Below are 22,521 nucleotides of genomic sequence, written 5' to 3' on the forward strand. Positions count from 1 at the left end.
CACTGAGCCGCGCGCGGCGCGCGGGAACATCTCGCGGGCGCGTCTCGGGATGGCGAACTGCGCGGGTAAGGGATGCGGGTCTATCCCGCCCGGCGGGATGGACGATCACCCACGAGCATCGCCGCGCCCTATTCGCGCACGAACGATCATTCCCGCGCGCGAGCTCCGGGGGGTGCCTCACGAACCTTCGAACTATTCGAAGGTTCGTGAGACACCCCCTCCCCACGCGGCCCAAATCGATCACCCGGCCCGCGGAGCGCACAGGCAAACCGACCCACTCCCCTTACCGGCGCAGTTCGCCGGCGCCGCCAACGCGAGACGCGGAGACGGCGCAAACCAGCGCCCCACCGAGACGACGCGCGTCGCACCGGCACTCGGGTGCACCAACGACGCAAGCCGGCAACGAGCCGCCCCGCGGGCGCCCGCGCCAACCCGTACCAGCGCACTTCGCCGGGCCTGCCAGCGCGGAGACGCAGGCGACCGCGGGCATCGGCCGGCGCCCCTCGTCCCGGCCGAGGCCGCGAGAGGCGGACCCGCGCTGAGCCTGGATCCAGGCTAAGCCCGCGCGCCGAGCCGCGCGAGGAAGGCGGCGTGCTCCGCCTCTCCCATGCCGGGATCCAGCTCGAGCGCGGGCGGGGCGTTGGCCGCGACCCAGGCCCCGACCAGCCGCGCCTCGGCGACCGCCTCGGGCGGCAGCCAGCCGCCGCCCGCCGCGGCGAGCGCGCGCGCCGACCTGGCCGCCAGCTCGGGCGCGTGGACCAGCGGACCCCAATCCACCACGCGCCCGCCCGCGAGCCACACCGCGTCGAAGCGGCCGCGCTGCGAGGGATGCGGCGCGAGCACGAGCCGGGTGCTGGCATGGATCGCGCGCAGCACGCCGCCGAGCCGCCCGAGCAGCGCCTCGAGCCGGCGGCGCCGGCGGTGCAGCCACGCCGCCCGCTCGTAGCGGCGCTCCGCCGAGGCGGCGCGGATCTGCCGGTCCACGTGCGCGAGCAGCGACGACCCGCCGTCGCCGCCGCTCGTGAACAACGCCAGCGCGGCGTCCAGCCGCTCGCGGTAGACGTTGGGATCGAGGTCGCGCAGGCAGGGCGAGAGGCAGCGCCCCATCTGGCCGTACGCCGACGGATGCGCGCGGCGCGGCAGCGCGCGCCCGCAGTGGCGCAGCCCGAACAGCGAGTTGAGCTGCTCGACCAGTTCGGCCGCCGCCGCGCGGCCGCGGAGCGGGCCGACGCAGATCGCGTGGCCGGCCGCCGGCTCGCGCGCCACCTCGAGGATCGGGAACGGGATGTCCAGCCGGCAGCGCAGGTACACGAAGCCATCCGGCTCGGCCTTGCCGCGCACGTTCCCCGGCGGCCGCAGCGTCTTGATCAGCCGGTCCTCGAGCAGCAGCGCGCCGAGCTCTGACTCCGTCGCCTGGTGGTCGACGTGCTCGGCCTCCGACGTCCACGACGCGCCCGCCGAGAAGTGCGCGGCGGCGCGCGTGCGCAGATCGATCGACTTGCCGACGTACAGCGGCCGCCCGTCGGCGTCGCGGAACACGTAGACGCCGGGGTCGTGCGGGAGGTGCTTGAGGTGCGGCCGCGCGCCGCGCCGAGCCCGTCCGCGGTCGCGCCCCGTGTGCTTCTCCTTGCGCGTGCGGCCGCGCAGGAGCGCGAGCGCCTCGCCGATCGTCGCCGCGTTCGCGCACAGGCGGCCGAAGAGCGCGCAGAACACGCGCGCGCACGTGCGCGCGTCGGGCAGCGCCCGGTGGACCTCGCCGACGTCGACGCCGAGCGCGGCGGCCAGCGTCGCCAGCCCGCGGCGCTTCTGCAGCGGCGCGAAGCGGCGCGCGAGCTGGACGGTGCACAGCACCGGCGGGTCCGGCCACTCGAGGCCGGCGCTCACGAACGCCTGCTCGAGCACGCGCCGGTCGAAGCTCGCCGAGTGCGCCACCAGCACGCGGCCCTGCATCCGCGCCGCCAGCTCGGGCAGCACCGACTCAGGCGGCGGCGCGGCGTCGATCATCGCCTGCGAGATCCCGGTGAAGCGCTGGATCCCGCGCGACAGCGGCGCCGCGACGCCGACCAGCGACCCCCACTCGTCGTGCAGCTCGCCGCCGCCGACCAGCACCGCGCCGACCTCGGTCAGCTCGCAGCGCTCGCCCGGGAGGCCGTTGGTCTCGGTGTCGACGGCGAGGAACTCTGCGGAGGCGAGGGGCAGCTCGAGCACGGACCGTCCAGCATCCGCTCCGAACCGGACGTATCGCAAGCGCGCTTGCAGTAGCGTCCGCGACGTGCGGATCGCGGCCGTCGCCATCGCAGCGTCAGCGCTCGCCGCCGGCTGCGGCGGAGGCGGACCGCGCGCGAACGTCCGGCGCCCTCCGGCGCCCGTGACGATGACGGCGGCGATCCACGACGACGTCGTCCAGGTCTCGCCCGCGCGCGTCGGCGCCGGGCCGATCGTGCTGGTCGTCTCCAACCAGACCGCCAAGCCCCAGCGCGTGACGTTCGAGACCGACGAGCTCGGAGGCAGCCGGGCCGGCCGCATCGCCTCCACGCCGGTCATCCCCGCGCAGGGCACCGGCCGCCTCACGATCGACGCGCGCAGCGGCCGCTACGCCGTCCACGTCCGCAGCCGCGCGATCAGGGCCGCGCACGTGCGCGTCGGCGCGCCGCGCAAGTCCTCCCAGAACGATCTGCTGCTGCCCTGATCCGCCCCGCGCCCTGGACGGGCGCGGGGCGGGAGGGTCCTACGGGTTCGTCGTCGACAGCGTGAACGTCACCGTCGCCGAGTAGCTGCCGGTGCGCAGCGGGTCGTTCGCGCCGATGTGCTGCTTGAACGCGATCCCGAACGCGTCGTTGGTCACCGGGCCGGTCCACGCCGTCTTCTCCGGCGCGACCACCAGCGGCTCGGCCAGCTTGAACGCGCCGTTGGCCAGCGTCGCCGGCCAGGCGCTCAGCGCCGCATCGCCCGCCGTCGACGTCACCGACGCCGTCGTCGAGGCCGAGTAGTTGCCGTCCACGCCCGCCGCGAACGCGCCGAACGACGCAGGACCGCCGAGCGTCAGCGAGAGCGTGGCCGGCACCGTGCCGCCCGCGCCGCCGCCGGAGGTACCGCCCGTCGTCACGCTCGTCGACAGCGGCAGCCGCCACACGCTGCGGCCGAACGTCGCGGCCACGAGCCACTTGCCGTCGCCCGAGAGCTTGACGTCCATGATCGGCGTCTTCGGCAGGCCGACGCTGATCCGGTACCAGCTCGAGTCGCCGTCCTTGCGGTCGAACAGGCCGTAGTCGGTCGCCGCGTAGAGGACGTCGTGGGCGCCGTCGTAGAGGATCTCCTCGACGGGGCCGTTGGGCAGGTTGGAGCTGATGTTGCTCCACGTCGCGCCGCCGTCGCGCGACTCGTAGACGTTGGCCGCGTCGTCGCCCTCGCGGTAGCCGGAGAACGCCACGTAGAGGTGGTTCGAGTCGGCCGGGTCGACCTGGATCGCGTTGACCCAGCGCGTCGGCGTGCCCTGCAGCCGCGTCCAGTTGGCGCCGCCGTCGGTCGTCTTCCACATCCGGCCCGTGTCGGTGCCGACGTAGATCAGACCTGACGTCTTGGTCGGCGCGATCGCCGAGATCGTCGCGTACTCATTGGCGTAGAACGGCCCGAGGTCGTTCGCGTCGGCCGGCACCGGGCCTGCGAGGCTGTTGGCGTCGTCCGTCGGGCTGATCACCGTGAAGTGCGCGCCACGGTCGTGCGAGACGCCGAGGGTCGAGCCGCCGAGGTAGATCGTCGCGGGATCGTTCGGGTCCAGCGCGAACGGCGTATCGGTCGTCCAGCGCTGGTTGGCCGGCCACGGGCCGGGACCGGTCCGCGGGTTGTTCTGGAACGATGTCGAGGTCGTCTTGCCGCCCGCGTCGTGGAACTGCGCGCAGCTCTGGCTCGGCGGCGACGGCTGGAAGCACTCGTAGTAGTAGCTGTGATCGGTCTGGTCGATGGCGACCGTGTGCCCGTCGCCACCGCCGTAGTTGTCCCACTGCGACAGGTCGCTCGGATCTGCCGTCGGCGTCCACGTGCGCTTGGAGCCGTTGTCCTGCAGGCCGGTCACCTGGCGCGTCGCGTCGTCGTGCGCGACGTCGAGGTGGTAGCTCTGGTTCCACGGCTCGTACGTGCCGTGCACCCAGGTGCCGGAGGCGCCGTTGGAGTCCGACCGGTAGACGCCGCCGTCGTCGCCGTTGTAGACGCGGTTCGGGACGTTCGGATCCCACACCATCGCGTGGTGGTCGGAGTGGGGCCCGGACGAGTTGTGCCAGGTCGCGCCGCCGTCGTTGGACTCCTTGAGGCTCACGTCGGCGTTGAACAGGTGGTCCTGGTTCTTCGGGTCCACCCACAGGCGCCCGAACCACCACTGGTAGCCGGACGAGGTCTGGTACGCGCGGCCGCCGACCTTGAACGTGTCGCCGCCGTCGTTGGAGTAGTAGAAGCCCTTGTCCGGGCCGTACGGCGTGCCGCTCACGACGTAGATGCGGTCCGGGTTCGACGGCGCGAACGCGATGCCGATGCGGCCGAGGCTCGCGTCGGACTTCAGGCCCGTCTGCGCGGTGTCGTAGCTCGGCAGCGGGTCGACGATGTTCTCGAGCCGCGTCCACGTCTCGCCGTCGTCGTCGGAGCGGAACAGGCCGGAGCCGACGCCGCCGTAGACGCGGGCGCCGTTGTTGCGCTTCTTGTCCCACAGCGCGGCGTAGACGCGATGCGGATGCGCGGCGGAGTGGTCGACGGTGACGTCGATCGCGCCCGTCGTGTCGTTCGGCGGCGCGAGCACGCGGCGCCAGGTCTTGCCGGCGTCGGTCGTCTTGTAGAGGCCGCGCTGGCTCACGACGCGCGAGATCGAGCCCGCGGCGGCCGCGAAGACCGTGTCGGAGTCATCGGGATCGACGGCGATGCGGCCGAACGACGCGCTGTCGGTGAGCCCCGTGTTCTGCCACGTCGCGCCGCCGTCGGTCGACTTGTAGATGCCGTCGCCGAAGTAGGTCAGGCCGCCGCCCGAGGGGTTCGCCTCGCCGGTGCCGGCCCACAGCGTGCCGTTCGGCGCCTGGGCGAGCGCGCCCATCGTCTGCGTCTGGTCGTCCGGCCACGCGGTCGTGAAGGTCGAGCCCGAGTCGGTGCTCTTCCAGATGCCGCCGCCGGACGACGCCACGAAGAGCGTGTTCGGCGTCTGGTTGTCCATCACCAGGTCGACGACGCGGCCGCCGACGTTGGCCGGGCCCTCGAGCTGCCACGGCGTCGAGCCGGGGGCCGAGGGGACCGCCGCGGCCTGCGCCTGCGCGCGCTCGACCTGCGCGGTGCTGACGTCCTGCGCCGAGCTCTGCTTGAGGTCCAGATACTCGTCCGGCGCGTCGGGCGCCGTCGTCTCGTGCTCGATCTGCGGCGGCTGCGCGACGGGCGCCGCGGCGAGCTGCTCATGCGTGCCCGACGTCGAACGCGCGGTCGCGACCGCCGCGACGATCAGCAGCGCGGCGACGGCGAGCGCCAGCCGCGGCGGCCGCCGCCTGACGGCCGCTGCCCGCGAAACGGCTCTCGAGAGCCGCTCCCCGAACTCCTGGGTGAACCGGTCGTAGTCCTTCACCTTGCCCATGCCTCCTCGATCCTTGGACCCTCGAGCGCGTCGGCGAGCGCCGCCAGGCCGCGCGACACCCGGGCGCGCGCCGCCTGCTCGGAGATGCTCAGCGACTGCGCGACCTCGATGTAGGGCAGCTCGTCCAGCACGCGCAGCTCGACCGCCTCGCGGACCGGCTCGCTCAGCGACGCAAGCGCGGCGCTCAGCTCGGTCCGCACCGCGTCGAGCTGCGCACGGTGTGCGATGTCCGCCAGCAGCTCCTCGTCGGCCGGCGGCCGCTCGAGTCCCAGCCGTTGCATGGCGCGCCGTTCGGCGTACCCGCGGCGGAAGTACCGCGCGAGCTGGCGCCGGGCGATCCCGTACAGCCAGCCCACGGCCTCGACCTCGGTCGTGCCGCGGAACTTCGAGCAGCCGGCGACGGCCTGCGCGAAGGTCTCCGACCAGAGGTCGAGCGCGATCTCCACGTCCGCCGTCCGGCGGGCGAGGAAGAGCAGCAGGTCGTCGTGATGGCGCGCGTAGAGCGCGTCCACGTCCAACTCGCCGCCACGGCGTAAGAAGCGCGGCCCCCTCATCGGCACCCGTAGTTCCAGTTGCCGGTGGGATGTGACATCCGCGTCATCGGGTCTCATAAGGGGTGCCATCCTTCGCCGTCGTGCTCCGTCCTGGAATCGCCTTCGCGCTGCTCGCCTGCGTGCTCGTCGTGGCCGGCTGCGGGAGCGCCGGCGACGCGCTCCCGGTGGTCGTCAGCGCCCCCGTCTCGAGCCAGCCGTGGATCGCGAGCTCGATCCGGCGCGGCGCGCAGCTCGCCGTCGACGACCTCAACGCCCGCGGCGGCGTGCGCGTCGGCAACGCGAAGCGCGAGCTCTCGCTGCTGGTCCTCGACAACGGCGGCTCGCCCGCCAACGCGCTCGCCAACGCGCGCACCGCCGTGTCCAAGGGCGCGCTCGCCCTGGTGACCGACGGCACGGGCGCGGCCTCCATGGCCGCGGTCACGGACCCCGCCAACCTGCCGGTCTTCATCTGCTTCGACGGCGGCGCCGGGCTGATCGATCCGGGCAGGCGTCCGACGCTGTTCCGGATGGCGCCCGCCGACGCGACGCTCGCCGGCCGGCTCGCCGACTACATCGCCAACGCGAAGCCGCGCGTCGCGCTGCTCACGGACGACTCCGGGTACGGCCAGCAGGGACGCGCGGCGGTGACCGCCGCGCTGCGCAAGGACCAGGTTCCCGTCGTCTCCGACCAGACGGTCCAGCAGCGGGCCGCCGACGTGACGCCCCAGGTGCTCGCAGCCCGCCGCGCCGGAGCGCAGACGCTCGTGCTGTGGACGAGCGCCGCCGACATCGCCGCCGTCCTGCAGGCGACGCACGCGATCGGCTGGGACGTGCCGGTGATCTCCGGCCAGACGGGCGAGGATCCGCTCGTCCGCCAGCGGCTGGTGGCGCACCCCGACTGGCTGAAGTCGCTGCGCTTCGTCTCCTCGCGCATCACGGCCGAGGTCGGCCCGAAGCCCTTCGAGCGCTTCCGTGCGCACTACGAGGCCAAGCTGGGCGTCGACAAGGTCGGCGTCAGCCAGGACGGCCGCCCCGTCCTGCAACCGCCGGACTGGGCGATGTACTCCTACGACGCGCTCAACCTCGTCGCCGAGGCGCTCGACGAGACCGGCGCGCTCGGCGCGTCGCTGATGCGCGCCATGGGCACCGCGTCGATCGTCGGCGCCAACGGCGACTCGCGCGGCTACAGCCCGACCTACCACGAGGGCATCTCGCCGAGCGACATGTACTTCGCGCGCTTCGACGGCTTCCAGTTCGAGCCGGTCGGCGACGATCCCCTGTCGGGCTCCCTGCCCGCGATCAGCCAGCTGGGGCACTAGGCGGCTCCGTCCAGCGTGAGCGTGAGCCGCACGCGGCCGCGGCACTCCTGCACGAACGTCACGTCGCCGCCCTTGAAGTCGACCTCGGCGTCGCCGGGGTCGACCTGCTCGAAGATGATCCGGTGGCCCCGGCTCCGCAGCGCCGCGAGGTACGCGTCGTGCGCCTCGCGCAGCGTGCCGGCGCGCGCGGTCATGCCACCCTCGCGCGATGCAATGGGTCACCAGGAGCGACGTGCGCATCGGCAGGATCGCCTGCACGTGGCTGATCGAGAACGTCGCGGATCCGGGCGCCGAGATCCTCTACGTGCCGGCCGCGGACCTCCCCGCGCGCATCGAGGCGGGAGCGATCCCGTTCCACGTCAAGGGCGTGCAGTTCGACCACCGCGACCGTCGCACGCCGTTCGAGGCGATCCTCGAGGCGCACGGGCTCGACGCCGATCCGGTGCTCGCCCACATGGGCCGCGTGATCAACGGCGCCGACACCGACAACACGCTCTACGACCAGCCGGAGGGACCGGGGCTGCGCGCGCTGAGCGAGGGCTACCGCGCATTGCACCCCGGCGACGACGCCGCCGTGCTCGCCGCGATGGCACCGGTGATGGGCGCGCTGCACGCCTACTCCCAGTCGATCAGCACGCGCTCGAGCAGCCCGACCACGATGTAGCCGACCACCGCCAGCGCCACGAGGGTCAGGGCCGCCGCGAAGACGAGCGGCGAGTCGTACTGGTTGCGCCCCAGCTCCATCATGTAGCCCAGCCCGGCGCTGGCGGCGACGAACTCGGACACGATCGCGCCGGTCATCGACAGCGTGAGCCCCATCCGGACGCCGGCGAGGATCGTGCGCAGCGCGAGCGGGAGCTCGATGTGGCGCAGCGTCCTCCAGCGCCCCGCGCCCTCGGTCGCGGCGGCGTCGACGAGCGTGCGGTCGACGGTCCGCAGCCCGACGGAGAACGTGACCATCATCGGGAAGAAGACGATCACCGTGCAGATCAGCGTCTTCGAGAACAGACCGAGCCCGAACCACACGATCAGCAGCGGCGCGAGCGCGAGGATCGGCATCGCCTGCGTGGCCGCGATGTATGGCGCGAGGATGCTCGCGAACAGCGGCGACTTGGCCAGCGGATAGGCGAAGCCGAGCGCGATCACGAACGCGAGCGCCCATCCCAGCAGGGCGACGCGCACCGTCGCGTAGACGTGGTGCCAGAGGATCCCGCGCTTGGACAGCGCCCACCACTCCATCCAGACGGCATGCGGCGACGGCAGCGAGTATTCGGCCACCACGTGCGCGTGCGAGAGGATCTCCCACACGAGCAGGCCGAGCAGGATCGCCAGCGCGCTGGCGCCGGCCGAGCGCCAGTTGCCCAGCGGGCCTCGCCGCCGCCGCCTTCGCGCCACGGCGCGCACGGGCGGCAGGACGCCCTCGCCGACGAGCGGCGAGGGCACGGGCTGATCGCTAGCGGACGTTGGCCTGCTCCGCGAACACGTTGGTGAACACGGAGGAGACGCTCGGCTTGGCCTTGATCGCCGAGATCCCGCGCAGGAAGTTCACCGTCGTCGGCCAGCCACTCGGGTTCGACCAGCCGTACGGGTGCCCCTTGGGCTCGCGCTGGTAGGCGAGCCGGGCCGACAGCACCTTGCGCTGCGTGTCGATCGCCTTCTGGCTGACGAGCTCGGGCAGCCGCTTGAGCGCGATCTTGAACGCCGCGTCCGGGTGCTGCTGCGTGTACTTCTCGCCGCGCATCGTGGCCTTCACGAAGGCGGCGACGACGGAGCGGTGCGCCCTGATCTCCTCCGCGCCGGTGACGACGCCGTTCGGCGTCAGGTTCACGTAGCTGGCGACCTTCATGACGTTGACCGGGTGGCCGATCGCGGCCGCCTGCACGGGCTCGTTGTCGGTGAAGGTCATCGCGACGTCGATCTGCTTGTTGACCAGCGCCTCGGTCTCGGTGAACCCGACGGCGACGATCTTGACGTCCTTGCGCGTCAGGCCGGCGGACTTCAGCAGCGCGCGCAGCCCGTAATCGGTCGAGCTGCCGGGCGCGGAGATGCCGATGCGCTTGCCCTTGAGGTCGGCGGGCTTGGTGATCCTCGGCCCGCCGTTCTTGAGCCACATGGCACCGACCGGGTATTGCTGGTACTGCGCCGCGACGTACCGGACGTCGGCGCCGGCGGACTTGGCGATGATGGCCGTGTCGCCGCTGGAGGCGCCGAACGTGAACTTGCCGCCGGCGACCATCTGCAGCAGGTTGGGCACCCGGTCGTAGTTCATCTTGACGTTCAGGCCGGCGGCCTTGTAGTAGCCCAGGTCCTGCGCGACGTAGTACGGCGCGAACTGCACGTTCGGCATGAAGCCGGTGCCGACCGTGACGTCGGTGGCCGCGCGAGCTTCGGCCAATGGGAACGCGAGCAGCGCGAGCGCTGCGATCCCCGCGACGCGCGGGAGGCGTGTGTGCGGCATGACTTCCTTTCATGACGCGCAGGCCCGAGCCGCGCTCCGGCGGCCGTCCTACGCAGACCCCAGTTCAGGTCGCCGCCGACAGACCCCTCCGCGGCAAGCGAACCGGACGGCATGGTCCGACACGCTCGATGAGAGGACGATTAATGCGTCAGCTCGACCGGGCGCACGCTGACTTCGCGCGCCATGCCGGCGCGCACGACGCCGAGCGTGACATCGGCGCCGATGCGCCCGGAGTCCATCAGGCGTTGCAGGTCGTCGACGCCGCACACCGGCTCGCCGTCGACGGCGACGATCAGATCCTCCGCGCGCATGCCGGCGCGCGCGGCCGGTGAGCCCGCGACCACCTCGACGACCTCGACCGCGCGGTCGCGCCCGAGCGTCGCCGCCACGGCGGGGGGCACGGGGCGGGCACCCCCCGCGATGCCGATCCAGGCGCGCCGCACGCGGCCGTCGCGCATCAACTCCGAGACGATCTTCCGCGTCGTCGCGTTGATCGGGATCGCCAGCCCGAGGCCGACGCCCGCGACCGCGGTGTTGATGCCGATCACGCGCCCGCCGGCGTTCGAGAGCGCGCCGCCGGAGTTGCCCGGGTTCAGCGCCGCGTCGGTCTGGATCACGTCGTCGATCACGCGCGTGGAGGTGCCGTCGCGGGCCGGGAGCGAGCGGCCGAGCGCGCTCACCACGCCGGCGGTGACGGAGCCGCCGAGGCCGTGCGGGTTGCCGATCGCCACGACGAGCTGGCCGACGCGCAGGATCGCGGCGTCGCCGAGCTCGGCGGCGGTGAAGCCGCTGCCCTCCGCGCGCAGGACCGCGAGGTCCGACAGCGGGTCGGCGCCGATCACGGACACGGCCACGTCGCGCCCGTCGGTGAACGTCGCGCGCAGGCGCCCGCGCGCGCCTTGGACGACGTGGGCGTTGGAGAGCAGGAAGCCGTCCGGCGTGATCACGACGCCCGAGCCGCCGCCGCCGCGCCGCATGCGCAGGTTCGCGACGGACGGCCCGAGCCGCTCGGCGACCGTCGTCACCACCTGCGAATAGGCGTCCAGGGCTTCAGCTTCGGTCACAGTCACTTGCTGAATGATAGTGACGGGCCGAGGGGTTCGAACCCGGCTTGACATGGGCCCTAAAGTTGCATGCGTGCAAGCAACAGTTGCGTCAGCGCAACGACTTTCCGAGCTCCTCGCCCCGCTCTGGGCGTACCTGAACCGCAAGTCCTCGGCGGAGCTGTTCGAGATGGTCGCGGAGCTCGATTCCTCGTTCTCACAGGTCAAGATGATGTTCCTGCTCGAGGACGGCGGCGAGCACTCCGTCAAGGAGATCGCCACCCACCTCGGCCTGTCGCTCCCAGCCGCCTCGCGGGCGGTCGACGGGCTCATCCAGCGGGGCTGGGTCACCCGCCGCGAGAGCGCCGAGGACCGGCGCTCGCGGCTCGTGGCGCTCACGGACGACGGCCGCGCGGTCGTCGACCGCGTCCTCCGCGCTCGGCTCAAGACGCTCGAGCGGTTCGCGGAGGAGCTCACGCCCCAGGAGCGGGACGGACTCGCCAAGGCCCTCCTCCCCATCGTCGAAAGGATCGCCCCGTCGTGACTCAACGACTCCGGCTCTCCGATGAGAACCGCCGCTGGTGGACGCTGGCGGCCATGTGCTTCGCCCTCGCCATGGTCATGCTCGACAACACCGTGACCAACGTGGCGCTGCCCTCGATCCAGCGCAGCTTCGACGCGTCGCTGTCCTCGCTGGAGTGGACGATCAACGCCTACACGCTCACGTTCGCCGTGCTGCTGGTCACCGGCGGGCGGCTCGGCGACATCTTCGGCCGCCGCAAGGTCTTCCTGATCGGCGTCGTGATCTTCGCCGCCGCGTCGGCGACGATCGGCCTCGCGCCGAGCGAGCAGTGGCTGGTCGCCTCGCGCGCCGTCCAGGGCGTCGGCGCCGCGCTGATGATGCCCGCGACGCTGTCGATCATCACCAACGCGTTCCCGCCGCAGGAGCGCGGCAAGGCGATCGGCATGTGGGCCGGCGTCTCGGCGATCGCGCTGGCGCTCGGGCCGCTGGTCGGCGGCTGGCTGACCCAGGACGTCACGTGGCGGGCGATCTTCTTCCTCAACGTGCCGATCGCGGTCGTCGCCGTGTTCGTGACGCTGTTCGCCGCCCAGGAGTCGCGCGACGAGACGGCGTCGCGGCAGGTCGACGTGCCGGGCATCGGGACGCTGACCGTCGGCCTCACCGCGCTCGTGCTCGCGCTGGTCGAGGGCAACGCGTGGGGCTGGGGCTCGCCCGGGATCATCGCGCTGCTCGTCGCGGCGGCCGGCGGTCTCGTGACCTTCGCGGCGATCGAGCGGATCTCGGCGGCGCCGATCGTCGACTTCGCGTTCTTCCGCTCGCGCTCGTTCCTGGGCGCGAACATCGTCGCGTTCTCGATCTCGTTCGGCATGTTCGCGGTCTTCTTCTTCCTCGCGCTCTACATGCAGAACATCCTCGGCTACGGGCCGCTGGAGACCGGCGTGCGCTTCCTCCCCACGACGCTCGTGATCATGGTCGCGGGGCCGGTGGCCGGGCGGCTGTCGGACCGCATCGGGCCGCGCACGCCGCTGACGATCGGGCTCCTGCTGGTGGCGATCTCACTCGGGTGGCAGTCGCGCATCAGCGTCGACACGAGCTTCGGCTTCCTCGTCGTGCCGTTCGTGCTGCTCGGCCTCGGAATGGGCTTCACGATGTCGCCGATGAGCACGGCGGCGATGAACGCGGTCGACCGCACCAAGGCCGGCGTGGCGTCGGGGACGCTGTCGATGACGCGCATGGTCGGCGGGACGTTCGGCGTCGCCGCGCTCGGCGCGCTCGTCGCGGCGATCGGGCGCCATGACCTCGCGCGGTCGCTGCCGCAGCTTCCGCACGCGGCGCGCGAGCGGCTCGTCGACGCCCTGGGCGCCGGCGGCAGCGCGGCGGGGACCACGGCGCAGGTCCGCGACGCCACGCAGCGCGCGTTCGTGGACGCGCTCGGCACGGGGCTGACGATCGCGGCGATCACGCTGCTGCTCGCGGCGCTGGCGGCGTGGTTCATGGTCAATCCGGCGCGGCCGGACGCCGAGGTCCCGGTCGAGGCGGAGGCGATGGCCGAGGCGGGCGCCGCCGCATGAGAGAGTGTCTCGCCCTTCGTGTCTCGCAAGCTCGACACTCCGTGCGACGTTAGATAGTGCTCGTCCTCACTGCGGTCGACGAAGCGCGCATCCGCGCGCAGCGGGAGCGGGACGAGTTCTTCTGGCTCGACCTGCTCTCGCCGTCCGACGACGACCTCGGCAAGCTCGGCGACCTGCTGGAGCTGCACCCGGTCGCGATGGAGGACACGCGCGAGTTCGGCCAGCGGCCGAAGATCGACCTCTACGAGCACCACCTCCTGCTCGTCTTCTACAGCGCGCGCGTGACCGGCGACCCAGACTCCCCGGCCAGGCCGATCGAGGTCCACGTCTATCTCTCGGGCGGGTTCGTGGTCACCGTCAGGCGCGAGCCGTGCCTGGTGCTCGACCAGCTGCACGAATCGCTCCAGCCCGAGTCCACGAAGGAGGAGGAGGTGCTCGTCTACCGGATCCTCGACGGGCTCACCGACGCCTTCTATCCGGTGATCGATCGGATCGAGGAGGAGGTCGACGCGCTCGAGGCGGACGTGCTCGCACGCCCACGACGCGAGTACCTGTCGCGCATCTACCGGCTCAAGCAGGCCGTGCACGGGCTGCAGCGGCTCGTCAGCGTGCAGAAGGAGCAGTTCCACCGCTCCTCCGACGAGATCCTCAACCTGGCCGGCCTCTCGCACGGCTCGCGCGCGTACCTGCGCGACGTCGGCGATCACCTGGCCCAGGTCGCCGGCGAGCTGCAGCGCCAGACCGACGACCTGATGGCGCTCACGTCGACCTACTTCAACGCCAACTCCGACCGCCTCAACGCGGTCGCCACGCGGCTGACGATCGGCACCACCCTGTTCGTCGCCTGGACGCTCGTGACGGGCTTCTTCGGCCAGAACTTCGGCTGGCTCGTGGACCACATCAGAAGCCGCGGATCCTTCATCACGTTCGGCGTCGGCGGCCTGGTGGTGCCGACGATCGTGCTGCTGACACTGTTCTACGTCAAGCGCGACGACTGGTTCTAGCGCGCGCAGGCGGCCGACCCCTACGACGCCTTCCTGGCCGAGCGCATCAGCCCTTCATCCCTCCAGCGGTGAGCCCTCTCGCGGCATGAACTCCATATGGATCGTCGACGTGCGCATCAGCCTGTGCGCGCGCGGGATCAGCAGGCCGTGGAGGATCCGGTACTTGCGCGCGAGCGCCTTCGCGGCCTGTCGCGCCTCCTCGCCCTCCAGGATGCGCCCGCGCACGGGCACCTCGGCGAGCTCGCAGTCGGGCGTCCGGCGCACGCGCCGCCACTTCCACGCCTTCCCGTACGTGCGCACGTAGGCGCGATCCTCGACGATCGCGAGGTGGACCTTGGTGGCGACGGCCGTGCCGTCGCGCTTGTAGGTGGTCAGGACGACGTTGCGCCGGCGCGCGAGCTGCTCGAGTGAGGTGGTCATGCCCCCGGGGGACGAGACGGCCCCGGAGGCTGTGACAGTAGGGTCCTACCCGTGTCCGTCTCGCTCGAAGGCAAGCTTGCGCTGGTGACCGGTGCGGGCAGTCCGGACGGGATCGGGTTCGCGGCCGCTCGCACGCTCGCCGAGCGCGGCGCGCGCGTGGCGATCACCTCGACGACCGAGCGGATCCTCGACCGCGCGCGTGAGCTCGGCGCGCACGGCGTGATCGCGGACCTCAGCCGCTGGGGCGACGCGCAGCGGCTCGCGCACGAGGTCGGTGACGTCGACGTGCTCGTCAACAACGCCGGGATGGTGCAGACGGGCCGCGACGAGCAGGACGTGCGCTTCGTGGAGCTGGCGCCCGAGCGCTGGGAGCTCGGGATCGACCGCAACCTGCACACCGCGTTCCGCATGTGCCGCCTGCTCGCGCCCGGCATGGCCGCGCGCGGCTGGGGCCGGATCGTCAACGTGTCGTCCGTCACCGGTCCGTACGTCGCGCTCGAGTACTCGGTCGCCTACGGCGCCGCGAAGGCCGGCGTCGACGGGCTCACGCGCGGCCTCGCGCTCGAGCTGGGCCCGTCCGGCGTGACCGTCAACAGCGTCGCCCCGGGCTGGATCGCCACCGGCTCCTCGACCGAGGAGGAGCTGGAGGCCGGCCGCAACACGCCGCTCGAGCGTCCCGGCCGGCCGGCCGAGGTGGCCGAGCTGATCGCCTTCCTCGCCTCCCCCGGCGCCTCGTACGTCACCGGCCAGTCGATCGTGGTCGACGGCGGCAACATCCTCCAGGAGCTCAAGCTGTGATCAGGTGGGGAATCATCGGCACCGGCGGCATCGCGCGGGCGTTTGCGGCGGACCTCGAGCTGACGGACTCCGGCACGGTCGCCGCGGTCGGCTCGCGCAGCCTCGAGAAGGCCGAGGCGTTCGGGCACGGCCGCGCGCACGGCAGCTACGAGGCGCTGGTGAGCGACCCCGAGGTCGACGCGGTCTACGTCGCCACGCCGCATCCGATGCACCACGCGAACGCGCGGCTCGCGCTGGAGGCCGGCAAGCCGGCGCTTGTGGAGAAGGCGTTCACGATGAACGCGAACGAGGCGAAGGACCTCGTCGGCATGGCGCGCGAGAAGGGCGTCTTCCTGATGGAGGCGATGTGGACGCGCTTCCTTCCCCACATGGCCGAGATCCGCCGCCTGATCGCCGAGGGCGCGCTGGGCGAGATCGTCACGGTGATCGCCGACCACGGCCAGTGGTTCGCGCAGGACCCGGCGTTCCGCCTGTTCGCGCCCGAGCTGGGCGGTGGCGCGCTGCTGGACCTCGGCGTCTATCCCGTCAGCTTCGCCTCGATGGTCCTCGGCACGCCGGAGCGCGTCGTGACGCTCTCGACGCCCGCGTTCACGGGCGTCGACGGGCAGACCTCGATCCTGCTCGGCTGCGCGAGCGGGGCCCAAGCGGTGATCAACTGCACGTCCTCCGCGGTCTCCCCCACGACGGCGGCGATCGTCGGCACCGAGGCGCGGATCGAGATCGAGCGCCGCTGGTATGGCCCGTCGGCCTTCACCTTCACGCCCCGTGACGGGGAGCCCACGCGGTTCGAGACGCACCTCGAAGGGCACGGCCTGCGTCTGGAGGCGGACGAGGTCGCCCGCTGCCTCGAGCAAGGCCTGCTCGAAAGCCCGCTGCTGCCGCTGGATGAGACGGTCTCGATCATGGAGACGATGGACGCGGTGCTGGCGGCTGCGACCGTGTGAGGATCCGCACACATCGACCGGCGGGCAGCGACGTCCGCGGCGGTACTGTCCGGTCATGTCCGTCGACACCAGCCAGATCGCGCAGATCGAGGTCGAGCCCGGCGAGCTTCCCGCCACGATGGCGGCGTGGGTCATCCGGGCCGAGCGTGAGGGAGAGCCCAGCGAGGCCTTCCAGCTGGAGGAGATGGACGTACCCGAGCCCGGAGCCTTCGAGGTCACCGTGCGCGTGATGGCCGCCGGCGTCAACTTCAACAACGTCTGGGCGGCGCTCGGCAAGCCCGTCTCGGTCTTCCGCTACCACGAGGAGGACCACCACATCGGCGGCTCCGACGCGTCAGGGATCGTGTGGAAGGTCGGAGAGGGCGTGACGCGCTGGAAGCCCGGCGACGAGGTCGTGGTGCACTGCAACCAGGCCTCCTACGAGGACCCGGAGGTCCACGGGCTGGACCCGCTGGCCGCGCCGTCCCAGCGCATCTGGGGCTACGAGACGACGTGGGGCTCGTTCGCGCAGTTCTGCAAGGTCCAGGCGCAGCAGCTGCTGCCCAAGCCCAAGGCGCTCACGTGGGAGGAGGCGTCCTCCTACGGGCTCACGTTCTTCACCGCCTACCGGATGCTCGTCGACCAGGCTCGTCTGCAGGAGGGCCATCGCGTGCTGATCTGGGGCGGCGGCGGTGGCCTGGGCGTGTTCGCGCACCAGCTCTGCCGGCTCTCCGGCGCCGACTCGCTCGGCGTCGTCTCGAGCCCGGAGAAGGGCGAGCTCGTCAAGTCGCTCGGCGCGTGCGACTACATCGACCGCAGCGAGTTCACGGGCATGATGCGCCGGGGCGACGAGGACCCCGTGGAGGAGAAGGCGCGCTTCAAGGAGTCGCGCCGCTTCTGCAAGGCGGTCGTCGAGAAGCTCGGCGGCGAGCCCGACATCGTGTTCGAGCACGTCGGCCGCGCCACGTTCCCCACGAGCGTCCTCGTGGTCAAGCCGTTCGGCACGGTCGTGATCTGCGGCGCGACGTCGGGCCACACGCTGGACTTCGACGTCCGCTACCTCTGGATGCGCCAGAAGCGCATCGTCGGATCGCACTTCGCGAACGCCTGGGAATGCCACCGCGCGAACGAGCTGATCGAGGCGGGGAAGGTCCGTCCCGTACTCTGGAGGACCTTGGGCTTCGAGCAGGTCGCCGAGGCCCATCAGCTCATGTACGAGAACAAGCACCTCGGAAAGATCGCGATCCTCGTGGGAGCGAGTTCCGAGGGGCTCGGAAAGACAGCGGACGGCCCGGGCGCGATCCGGGCGGAGGTGGGAGCCTGACATGGCAGCCGGCGTGGTGCACATCCCGTGGTACGCGACCCTGTTCCGGGGCGACGCGTTGGAGGCCGCGCTGGCCGAGATCGCTCCGGTCGCCCAGCGCTACGGCGCGACCGACTATCGCGTGTATCGCAGCCGGGACGACATGTACAAGTTCCTCCAGCTCTCGACCTTCGAGGACAAGACGTCCTGGGAGGCCTACTGGTACGGGCCTGAGTTCATCCAGTTCCGCGCCGAGTACGCGAGCTACTACCAGGTGCCGGTCCTGTACGTCTGGAACGACCTGGTGATCCAGGGCGGGCTCGACACCGAGCCCGCCGCGATCCACGGCGCCCCTGCGGAAGGCGACACCGTCTAGGGAGCCCGCCAAGGGATGCCGGTGCGTCCGGATATCCCTTGACGAACTCCTAGTGCGCCATCACGGGCGCTCCGGCCCGCGCCTCGGCCGGTGCGCCTGAGCGCAGCAGCAGGGCCGTCACGACCGCGCTCGCGGCGAAGATCGCGGCCGTCCACCAGAACGCCGTCGTGTAGCTGTGCACGGCGGCGAGCTGCGGCGCGCCGCCGCCGTTGACGAAGCTCGTCGCGGCGCTCGCCGCGATGCTCGAGAGCAGCGCGGTGCCGATCGAGCCACCGACCTGCTGGGCGGTGTTGACCATCGCCGAGGCGACGCCCGCGTCATGCGCGGCCACGCCCGCCGTCGCGGTGTTCATCGCCGGCGCCATCACCAGGCCGATGCCGAGCCCCATCACGAGCAGTCCTGGAAGCACGTCGCCGGCGTAGGTGGAGCCGACGCCGATGCCGGTCAGCAGCACCATGCCGGCCGCCGCCAGGGTCATGCCGGCCGGGATCAGCGGGCGGGGGCCGAGGCGCGGCAGCAGCTTCGCCGTCGAGGTGGTCGCGGTGAGCATGATCGCGCCGACCATCGGCAGGAACGCGAGGCCGGTCTCGACGGGCGAGAAGCCGAGCGTCTGCTGCAGGTAGTACGTGAGGAAGAGGAACACGCCGAACATGCCGATCGCGACGAGCCCGGCGGCCAGGTAGGCGCCGCCGCGGTTGCGGTCGGCCACCACGCGCAGCGGCAGCAGCGGGTGCGCCGCACGCCGCTCGATCGCCACGAAGATCGCCAGCAGCAGCACGCCGCCGGCGAGGAAGCCGAGCGTCAGCGCATCGCTCCAGCCGCGCGTCTCCGCCTTCGAGAAGCCGAACACGAGCGCGAACACGCCGGCCGAGGCGGCGGCCGTCCCCGGCCAGTCGATCCGCGGGTTCTCGGCGCGCGCGCCGCCCGCCAGCAGCGTCAGCGCGCCGAGCGCCGCGGGCACCGCCAGCGCCAGGTTCACGTACAGGCACCAGCGCCAGGAGAGGTACTCGGTCAGGACGCCGCCGAGCAGCAGGCCGATCGCGCCGCCGCCGCCGGCGATCGCGCCGTAGATGCCGAACGCCTTGCCGCGCTCGCGCGGGTCGGTGAACGTGGTGCTCAACAGCGACAACGCGGCCGGCGCGAGCAGCGCGCCGAACGCGCCCTGCGCCGCGCGGGCGGCGACGAGCACGGCGAAGCTCTGCGCCGCGCCGCCGACCGCCGAGGCGAGCGCGAAGCCGAGCAGGCCGGCGATCAGCGTGCGGCGGCGGCCGAAGAGGTCTCCGAGGCGCCCGCCGAGCAGCAGCAGCGAGCCGAACGCGAGCGCGTAGCCGGTGACGATCCACTGGCGCGCGTCGTCGGAGAACCCGAGCGCGTGCTGCGCCGACGGCAGGGCGATGTTCACGATCGTCGCGTCGAGGACGACCATCAGCTGGGCGAGCCCGAGGAGGGCGAGGATCCACCAGCGGCGGTTGTGCTGTTGCTGTTCCATGCGGAGTCTCCAGACGGAAGTGGAGGTGCATTCTCAACTTTGGTGCCGGGAGCGTAGCAAGAAACTGGAGACATGTCCTCCGGATCAGCGCCTACTGTCTTCCTCGTGGCCACTCTGCGACGCGACGCCGAGCGCAACCGCCGGCGCATCCTCGAAGCCGCCCGCGAAGGCTTCGCGCGGCGCGGTCTGGGCATCACGCTGGACGAGATCGCGCGCCTCGCCGGCGTCGGCGTGGGGACCGTCTACCGGCGCTTCCCCAACAAGGAGCAGCTGATCGACGCGCTCTTCGAGGACCGCATCGGGGAGGTCGCCGCGCTCGCCGAGACGACGCTCGAGGACGAGGACGCCTGGCGCGGAATCGCGACGTTCCTCGAGGGCGCGGTCGCGCTGCTGGCGAGCGACCGCGGTTTGCGGGAGCTCGTGCTCGGCAGCAAGTACCGGCCGGAGCGCGTCACCCGCGCGCGCTCGCGCATCAAGCCGCTGGTCGAGCGGCTCGTCGAGCGCGCCCAGTCGGCAGGAGCCCTGCGCGACGACATGCGCGCGACGGACTTCCCGCTCATCCTCTTCATGCTCGACGCGGTCGTCGATTCCACGCGGGACGTCGACCCCGAAACGTGGCGCCGTGCCCTCGCGATCGTCCTCGACGGGCTCGCCGCGCGCCGCGACGCCCCCACCCCGCTGCCCGGCGCCGCGCTCGACGACGAGCAGCTCGACGCAGCGATGCGCGCCTGGCGCCCTTAGCCTGGATCCACCGATGATCCGTGGATGCCTCGGCGTCGTGGGCTCCGTCCATGGTCGATCGGCCGGGCACCTGCAGGGTGGCCCCTTCGGGTCCCGGCCGATCGGCCAGGGGCGCCGGCCACGGCGGCGAGGCGCCGCGGGGATCGGTGATCCAGGCGTTGCGCTCGTCAGGCAGCGGGCCGGGGTCGGGCGTGCGCTGCCCGTCCAGCGCGATGCCGATCGTGCGGCGCCACTGCTTGTCGCCGGCGCGCCGAGGGACTCGCCGGCGCCGACCGGGGGGCGACCGAGAGCATCACGTACGCCAGGGTGACGTCGGCGCGCACCGCCCCCGCGACGTGTGCGCCACCTGCGGCTGCGGGCCGCCTCCCGCGACGCGGCGTCGCCGGCGCGCGGCTGCCGTTGCGACCTCGCCTCGCGACGCCGCCTCACCGGCGCGCGGCCTGCCGTTGCGATCCCGCTTTGGGGCCGGCTCGCGACGCCGCCGCGCTCGCAGGCGACGTCGCGGGCGGCCGCCGCCGCCCGGTCTCCTCGCGACGCCGCCGGTCCAGCCTCACCGTGCGCCGGCCTGCGCAGCCACACCCGATGATCCGTGGATGCCTCGGCGAGCGAGCGCCTCGCGCGCGGCGCGAGCCCCGCCGGCGGCGCGGTGCGCCGGCCGCGCGCGAGCCCCTCGCGCGCCGCGCGAGCCCCGCCCGCGGCGCGAGCCCCGCCGGCGGCGCGGTGCGCCGGCCGTGCGCGAGCCCCTCGCGCGCCGCGCGAGCCCCGTCGGCGGCGCGTTCGCCGGCCGCGCGCAAGCGCCTCGCGCGCCGCGCGAGCCCCGCCGGCGGCGCGGTGCGCCGGGCGCGCGCGAGCGCCTCGTGCGCGGCGCGAGCCTCGCCGGCGGCGCGGTGCGCCGGGCGTGGCGAGGGATGGAACTGCGCCGGTAAGGGGAACGGGGTTCAGCCCGGTTTGGTGGAGCCTCCGCGCGGCGCGGATCGATCGCGTTCGATCAAGACCGGGCGCTATCCGAACGTGATCGACCACGACGGACCGCCGCGTCAGAGGGTGCGTCACGTTTGTCAACGCATACTTGACAAACGCGACGCACCCCCTCGAGCGGGTGATCGTTTTGGCGCGCGAGCGCTCACCCGCCCGCGCGGCGGGCGGAGAGACGCGGGCGGGGTGGCGCGGGACCGCAGGCGGCGGCGGAGAGACGCGCGCGGGGTGGCGCGGGACCGCAGGCGGCGGCGGAGAGACGCGGATGGGGTGGCGCGGGACCGCCGGGCGGCGGCGGAGAGACGCGCGCGGGGTGGCGCGGGACCGCAGGCGGCGGCGGAGAGACGCGGGCGGGGTGGCGCGGGACCGCCGGGCGACGGCGAGACGGCGTGGCGACCGCGGTCACCGGCCTCTCCGCCCACCTCGCGCCCGCCATCCGCGACGGGACGCGCCGGCGCGGCGGTCGGGCGCGGCGATGGACACGACTTCGTCCCGAGCGCCCAGACCGGCGCACGGACATCGTGCCCGGGGTTCGCGTGCGCGCGCGGGCGCCACCGGCTGATCGCGCGCATCGAGGCCGGGGCGGCGCGACCGGCCGCTCAGGCGGCCGCCTCGGCGCGCTTGCGCCGCCAGCGGTCCAGGCCCTGGAAGAGCTGGTCCGGCGGCGCGGCCTGGATCACCGACGCGGCGTCGCGGTCGGCGCCGGCCTCGATCCGCGCCTCGAGCGCGGCCACGAACCCGTCGAGGTCGTGCTCGGCGGCCAGGCCGGCCTCCATGTGCAGCGCCTCGCGGCACGCCTCGAGCTGGGCGGCCGGGTCCTCGGCCGCGCCGAAGTGCGTGAGCGCCAGCGTCGCGGGCTCCCAGGCGGCGATCGTGTCGATCGAGCGGTTCCAGAGGTCGACGTCGATGTCCGGCGGCGGCGTCGGCGCGATCGTGAGGTCGTGCGGGGGCACGCGCACGCCGGCCATGTCGCCGACGAACGCCCAGCCCGAGGGCTCGTGGAAGTAGGAGACGTGGTGCGACGCGTGCCCGGGCGTGTACTCGACGCGGAACGCGCCCTCGACGTCGCGCTCGCCGCCGCTCAGCACGCGCAGGTTCGCCTCCGGCACGGGCACGACCTCCCCCCACAGCCGGCGCAGGCCCTCGTCGCCGCCGTACAGCCGCCCGGCGCTGGCCACGAGCTTCGACGGATCCGCCAGATGCGGCGCGCCGCGCTCGTGCACGTAGACCGGGAGGTCAGGCCAGCGCCGCACGAGCGATCCCGCCGCGCCCGCGTGGTCGAAGTGGATGTGCGTCAGCAGCAGCGCGCGCGGCTTCTCGCCCCCGAGCGCCTCGAGCAGCGTCGCCTCGGTCGACTGCGGGCCGGGGTCGACGAGCAGCCCGTCGACCTCCCAGCAGCAGATGACCTTCTCCCGACCCATGTGGAGCACGTCGATGTCCCGCATG

General features: G+C 72.8%; 21 protein-coding genes. 11 read left to right on the forward strand and 10 right to left on the reverse strand.

The window, feature by feature from the left end:
* Window positions 1-555: 555 nt before the first annotated feature.
* On the reverse strand, window positions 556-2,208 hold the full coding sequence (locus tag H958_RS0129865) for an exonuclease domain-containing protein (protein WP_196807632.1): 1,653 nt from the start codon (window positions 2,206-2,208) through the stop codon (window positions 556-558).
* Window positions 2,209-2,272: 64 nt separating this feature from the next.
* On the opposite strand from H958_RS0129865, the gene H958_RS47940 reads away from it, so the two are divergent.
* On the forward strand, window positions 2,273-2,689 hold the full coding sequence (locus H958_RS47940; protein WP_028061349.1) for a hypothetical protein: 417 nt from the start codon (window positions 2,273-2,275) through the stop codon (window positions 2,687-2,689).
* 39 nt (window positions 2,690-2,728) lie between these two features.
* On the opposite strand, the gene H958_RS41310 is transcribed toward H958_RS47940, so the two are convergent.
* The gene (locus tag H958_RS41310; protein ID WP_051324993.1) at window positions 2,729-5,599 is read right to left on the reverse strand and encodes a WD40/YVTN/BNR-like repeat-containing protein; all 2,871 of its coding nucleotides are present in this window, start codon (window positions 5,597-5,599) and stop codon (window positions 2,729-2,731) included.
* Entirely contained in the window at window positions 5,587-6,111 is a 525-nt protein-coding gene (locus H958_RS41315) for an RNA polymerase sigma factor (protein ID WP_196807633.1), read from the reverse strand. The genes H958_RS41310 and H958_RS41315 overlap by 13 nt, the downstream gene beginning before the upstream one ends.
* A 104-nt stretch (window positions 6,112-6,215) precedes the next feature.
* Between H958_RS41315 and H958_RS0129885 the strand changes: the two genes are divergently transcribed.
* Window positions 6,216-7,451, forward strand: coding sequence for an ABC transporter substrate-binding protein (locus H958_RS0129885; protein WP_081686431.1), 1,236 nt, complete (start codon window positions 6,216-6,218; stop codon window positions 7,449-7,451).
* Here H958_RS0129885 and H958_RS0129890 read toward each other — a convergent pair.
* Window positions 7,448-7,645, reverse strand: a complete 198-nt coding sequence (locus H958_RS0129890) for a hypothetical protein (RefSeq protein WP_028061351.1) — start codon at window positions 7,643-7,645, stop codon at window positions 7,448-7,450. The two genes, H958_RS0129885 and H958_RS0129890, sit on opposite strands and share 4 nt — an antisense overlap.
* Before the next feature lie 14 nt (window positions 7,646-7,659).
* Here H958_RS0129890 and H958_RS41320 point away from each other — a divergent pair, with 14 nt between their 5' ends.
* Window positions 7,660-8,115, forward strand: coding sequence for a chromate resistance protein ChrB domain-containing protein (locus H958_RS41320; RefSeq protein ID WP_037412066.1), 456 nt, complete (start codon window positions 7,660-7,662; stop codon window positions 8,113-8,115).
* Here H958_RS41320 and H958_RS0129900 read toward each other — a convergent pair.
* The 3 genes from H958_RS0129900 to H958_RS0129910 form a co-directional block, all read right to left on the reverse strand.
* Window positions 8,067-8,894 (reverse strand): ABC transporter permease, encoded by an 828-nt coding sequence (locus tag H958_RS0129900; RefSeq protein ID WP_051324996.1) that lies wholly within the window; start codon window positions 8,892-8,894, stop codon window positions 8,067-8,069. The genes H958_RS41320 and H958_RS0129900 overlap by 49 nt on opposite strands.
* Window positions 8,895-8,904: 10 nt before the next feature.
* Window positions 8,905-9,909, reverse strand: coding sequence for an ABC transporter substrate-binding protein (locus H958_RS44370; RefSeq protein ID WP_051324997.1), 1,005 nt, complete (start codon window positions 9,907-9,909; stop codon window positions 8,905-8,907).
* Window positions 9,910-10,049: 140 nt separating this feature from the next.
* On the reverse strand, window positions 10,050-10,979 hold the full coding sequence (locus tag H958_RS0129910; RefSeq protein WP_037412067.1) for a S1C family serine protease: 930 nt from the start codon (window positions 10,977-10,979) through the stop codon (window positions 10,050-10,052).
* A 67-nt stretch (window positions 10,980-11,046) separates the two neighbouring features.
* Between H958_RS0129910 and H958_RS41330 the strand changes: the two genes are divergently transcribed.
* The 3 genes from H958_RS41330 to H958_RS41340 are packed head-to-tail and all read left to right on the forward strand — an operon-like array spanning window position 11,047 to window position 14,050.
* On the forward strand, window positions 11,047-11,496 hold the full coding sequence (locus H958_RS41330; RefSeq protein WP_196807634.1) for a MarR family winged helix-turn-helix transcriptional regulator: 450 nt from the start codon (window positions 11,047-11,049) through the stop codon (window positions 11,494-11,496).
* A complete protein-coding gene (locus tag H958_RS41335) occupies window positions 11,493-13,046 on the forward strand; it encodes an MFS transporter (protein ID WP_156028407.1) in 1,554 nt (517 codons plus the stop codon). Before H958_RS41330 ends, H958_RS41335 begins: the two co-directional genes overlap by 4 nt.
* A 56-nt stretch (window positions 13,047-13,102) precedes the next feature.
* Window positions 13,103-14,050: a magnesium transporter CorA family protein gene (locus H958_RS41340; RefSeq protein WP_051325001.1), complete on the forward strand. Its 948-nt coding sequence runs from the start codon at window positions 13,103-13,105 to the stop codon at window positions 14,048-14,050.
* 54 nt (window positions 14,051-14,104) lie between these two features.
* Here the strand turns inward: H958_RS41340 and H958_RS0129930 are convergent, their stop codons facing one another.
* Entirely contained in the window at window positions 14,105-14,470 is a 366-nt protein-coding gene (locus H958_RS0129930; RefSeq protein WP_028061354.1) for a PNPOx family protein, read from the reverse strand.
* 51 nt (window positions 14,471-14,521) lie between these two features.
* On the opposite strand from H958_RS0129930, the gene H958_RS41345 reads away from it, so the two are divergent.
* Genes H958_RS41345 through H958_RS0129950 form a run of 4 tightly spaced genes read left to right on the forward strand, consistent with a single transcriptional unit; the run spans window position 14,522 to window position 17,870 of the window.
* The gene (locus H958_RS41345; protein WP_051325002.1) at window positions 14,522-15,268 is read left to right on the forward strand and encodes an SDR family NAD(P)-dependent oxidoreductase; all 747 of its coding nucleotides are present in this window, start codon (window positions 14,522-14,524) and stop codon (window positions 15,266-15,268) included.
* Entirely contained in the window at window positions 15,265-16,212 is a 948-nt protein-coding gene (locus H958_RS0129940) for a Gfo/Idh/MocA family protein (RefSeq protein ID WP_028061355.1), read from the forward strand. The genes H958_RS41345 and H958_RS0129940 overlap by 4 nt, the downstream gene beginning before the upstream one ends.
* Before the next feature lie 55 nt (window positions 16,213-16,267).
* Complete coding sequence (ccrA, locus tag H958_RS0129945; protein WP_028061356.1) at window positions 16,268-17,515, forward strand: crotonyl-CoA carboxylase/reductase; 1,248 nt, start codon at window positions 16,268-16,270, stop codon at window positions 17,513-17,515.
* Window position 17,516: 1 nt separating this feature from the next.
* Window positions 17,517-17,870 (forward strand): hypothetical protein, encoded by a 354-nt coding sequence (locus H958_RS0129950; protein ID WP_028061357.1) that lies wholly within the window; start codon window positions 17,517-17,519, stop codon window positions 17,868-17,870.
* Window positions 17,871-17,919: 49 nt separating this feature from the next.
* Here the strand turns inward: H958_RS0129950 and H958_RS0129955 are convergent, their stop codons facing one another.
* Window positions 17,920-19,359: an MFS transporter gene (locus H958_RS0129955; RefSeq protein WP_028061358.1), complete on the reverse strand. Its 1,440-nt coding sequence runs from the start codon at window positions 19,357-19,359 to the stop codon at window positions 17,920-17,922.
* A 105-nt stretch (window positions 19,360-19,464) separates the two neighbouring features.
* Between H958_RS0129955 and H958_RS0129960 the strand changes: the two genes are divergently transcribed.
* Window positions 19,465-20,100, forward strand: a complete 636-nt coding sequence (locus H958_RS0129960; RefSeq protein ID WP_231379408.1) for a TetR/AcrR family transcriptional regulator — start codon at window positions 19,465-19,467, stop codon at window positions 20,098-20,100.
* 1,574 nt (window positions 20,101-21,674) lie between these two features.
* Here the strand turns inward: H958_RS0129960 and H958_RS0129970 are convergent.
* Entirely contained in the window at window positions 21,675-22,520 is an 846-nt protein-coding gene (locus H958_RS0129970; RefSeq protein WP_028061361.1) for an MBL fold metallo-hydrolase, read from the reverse strand.
* Window position 22,521: the final 1 nt, after the last annotated feature.

The sequence above is a fragment of the Candidatus Solirubrobacter pratensis genome (assembly GCF_000425945.1).
In the GTDB taxonomy this organism is placed as follows: Bacteria; Actinomycetota; Thermoleophilia; order Solirubrobacterales; family Solirubrobacteraceae; genus Solirubrobacter; species Solirubrobacter pratensis.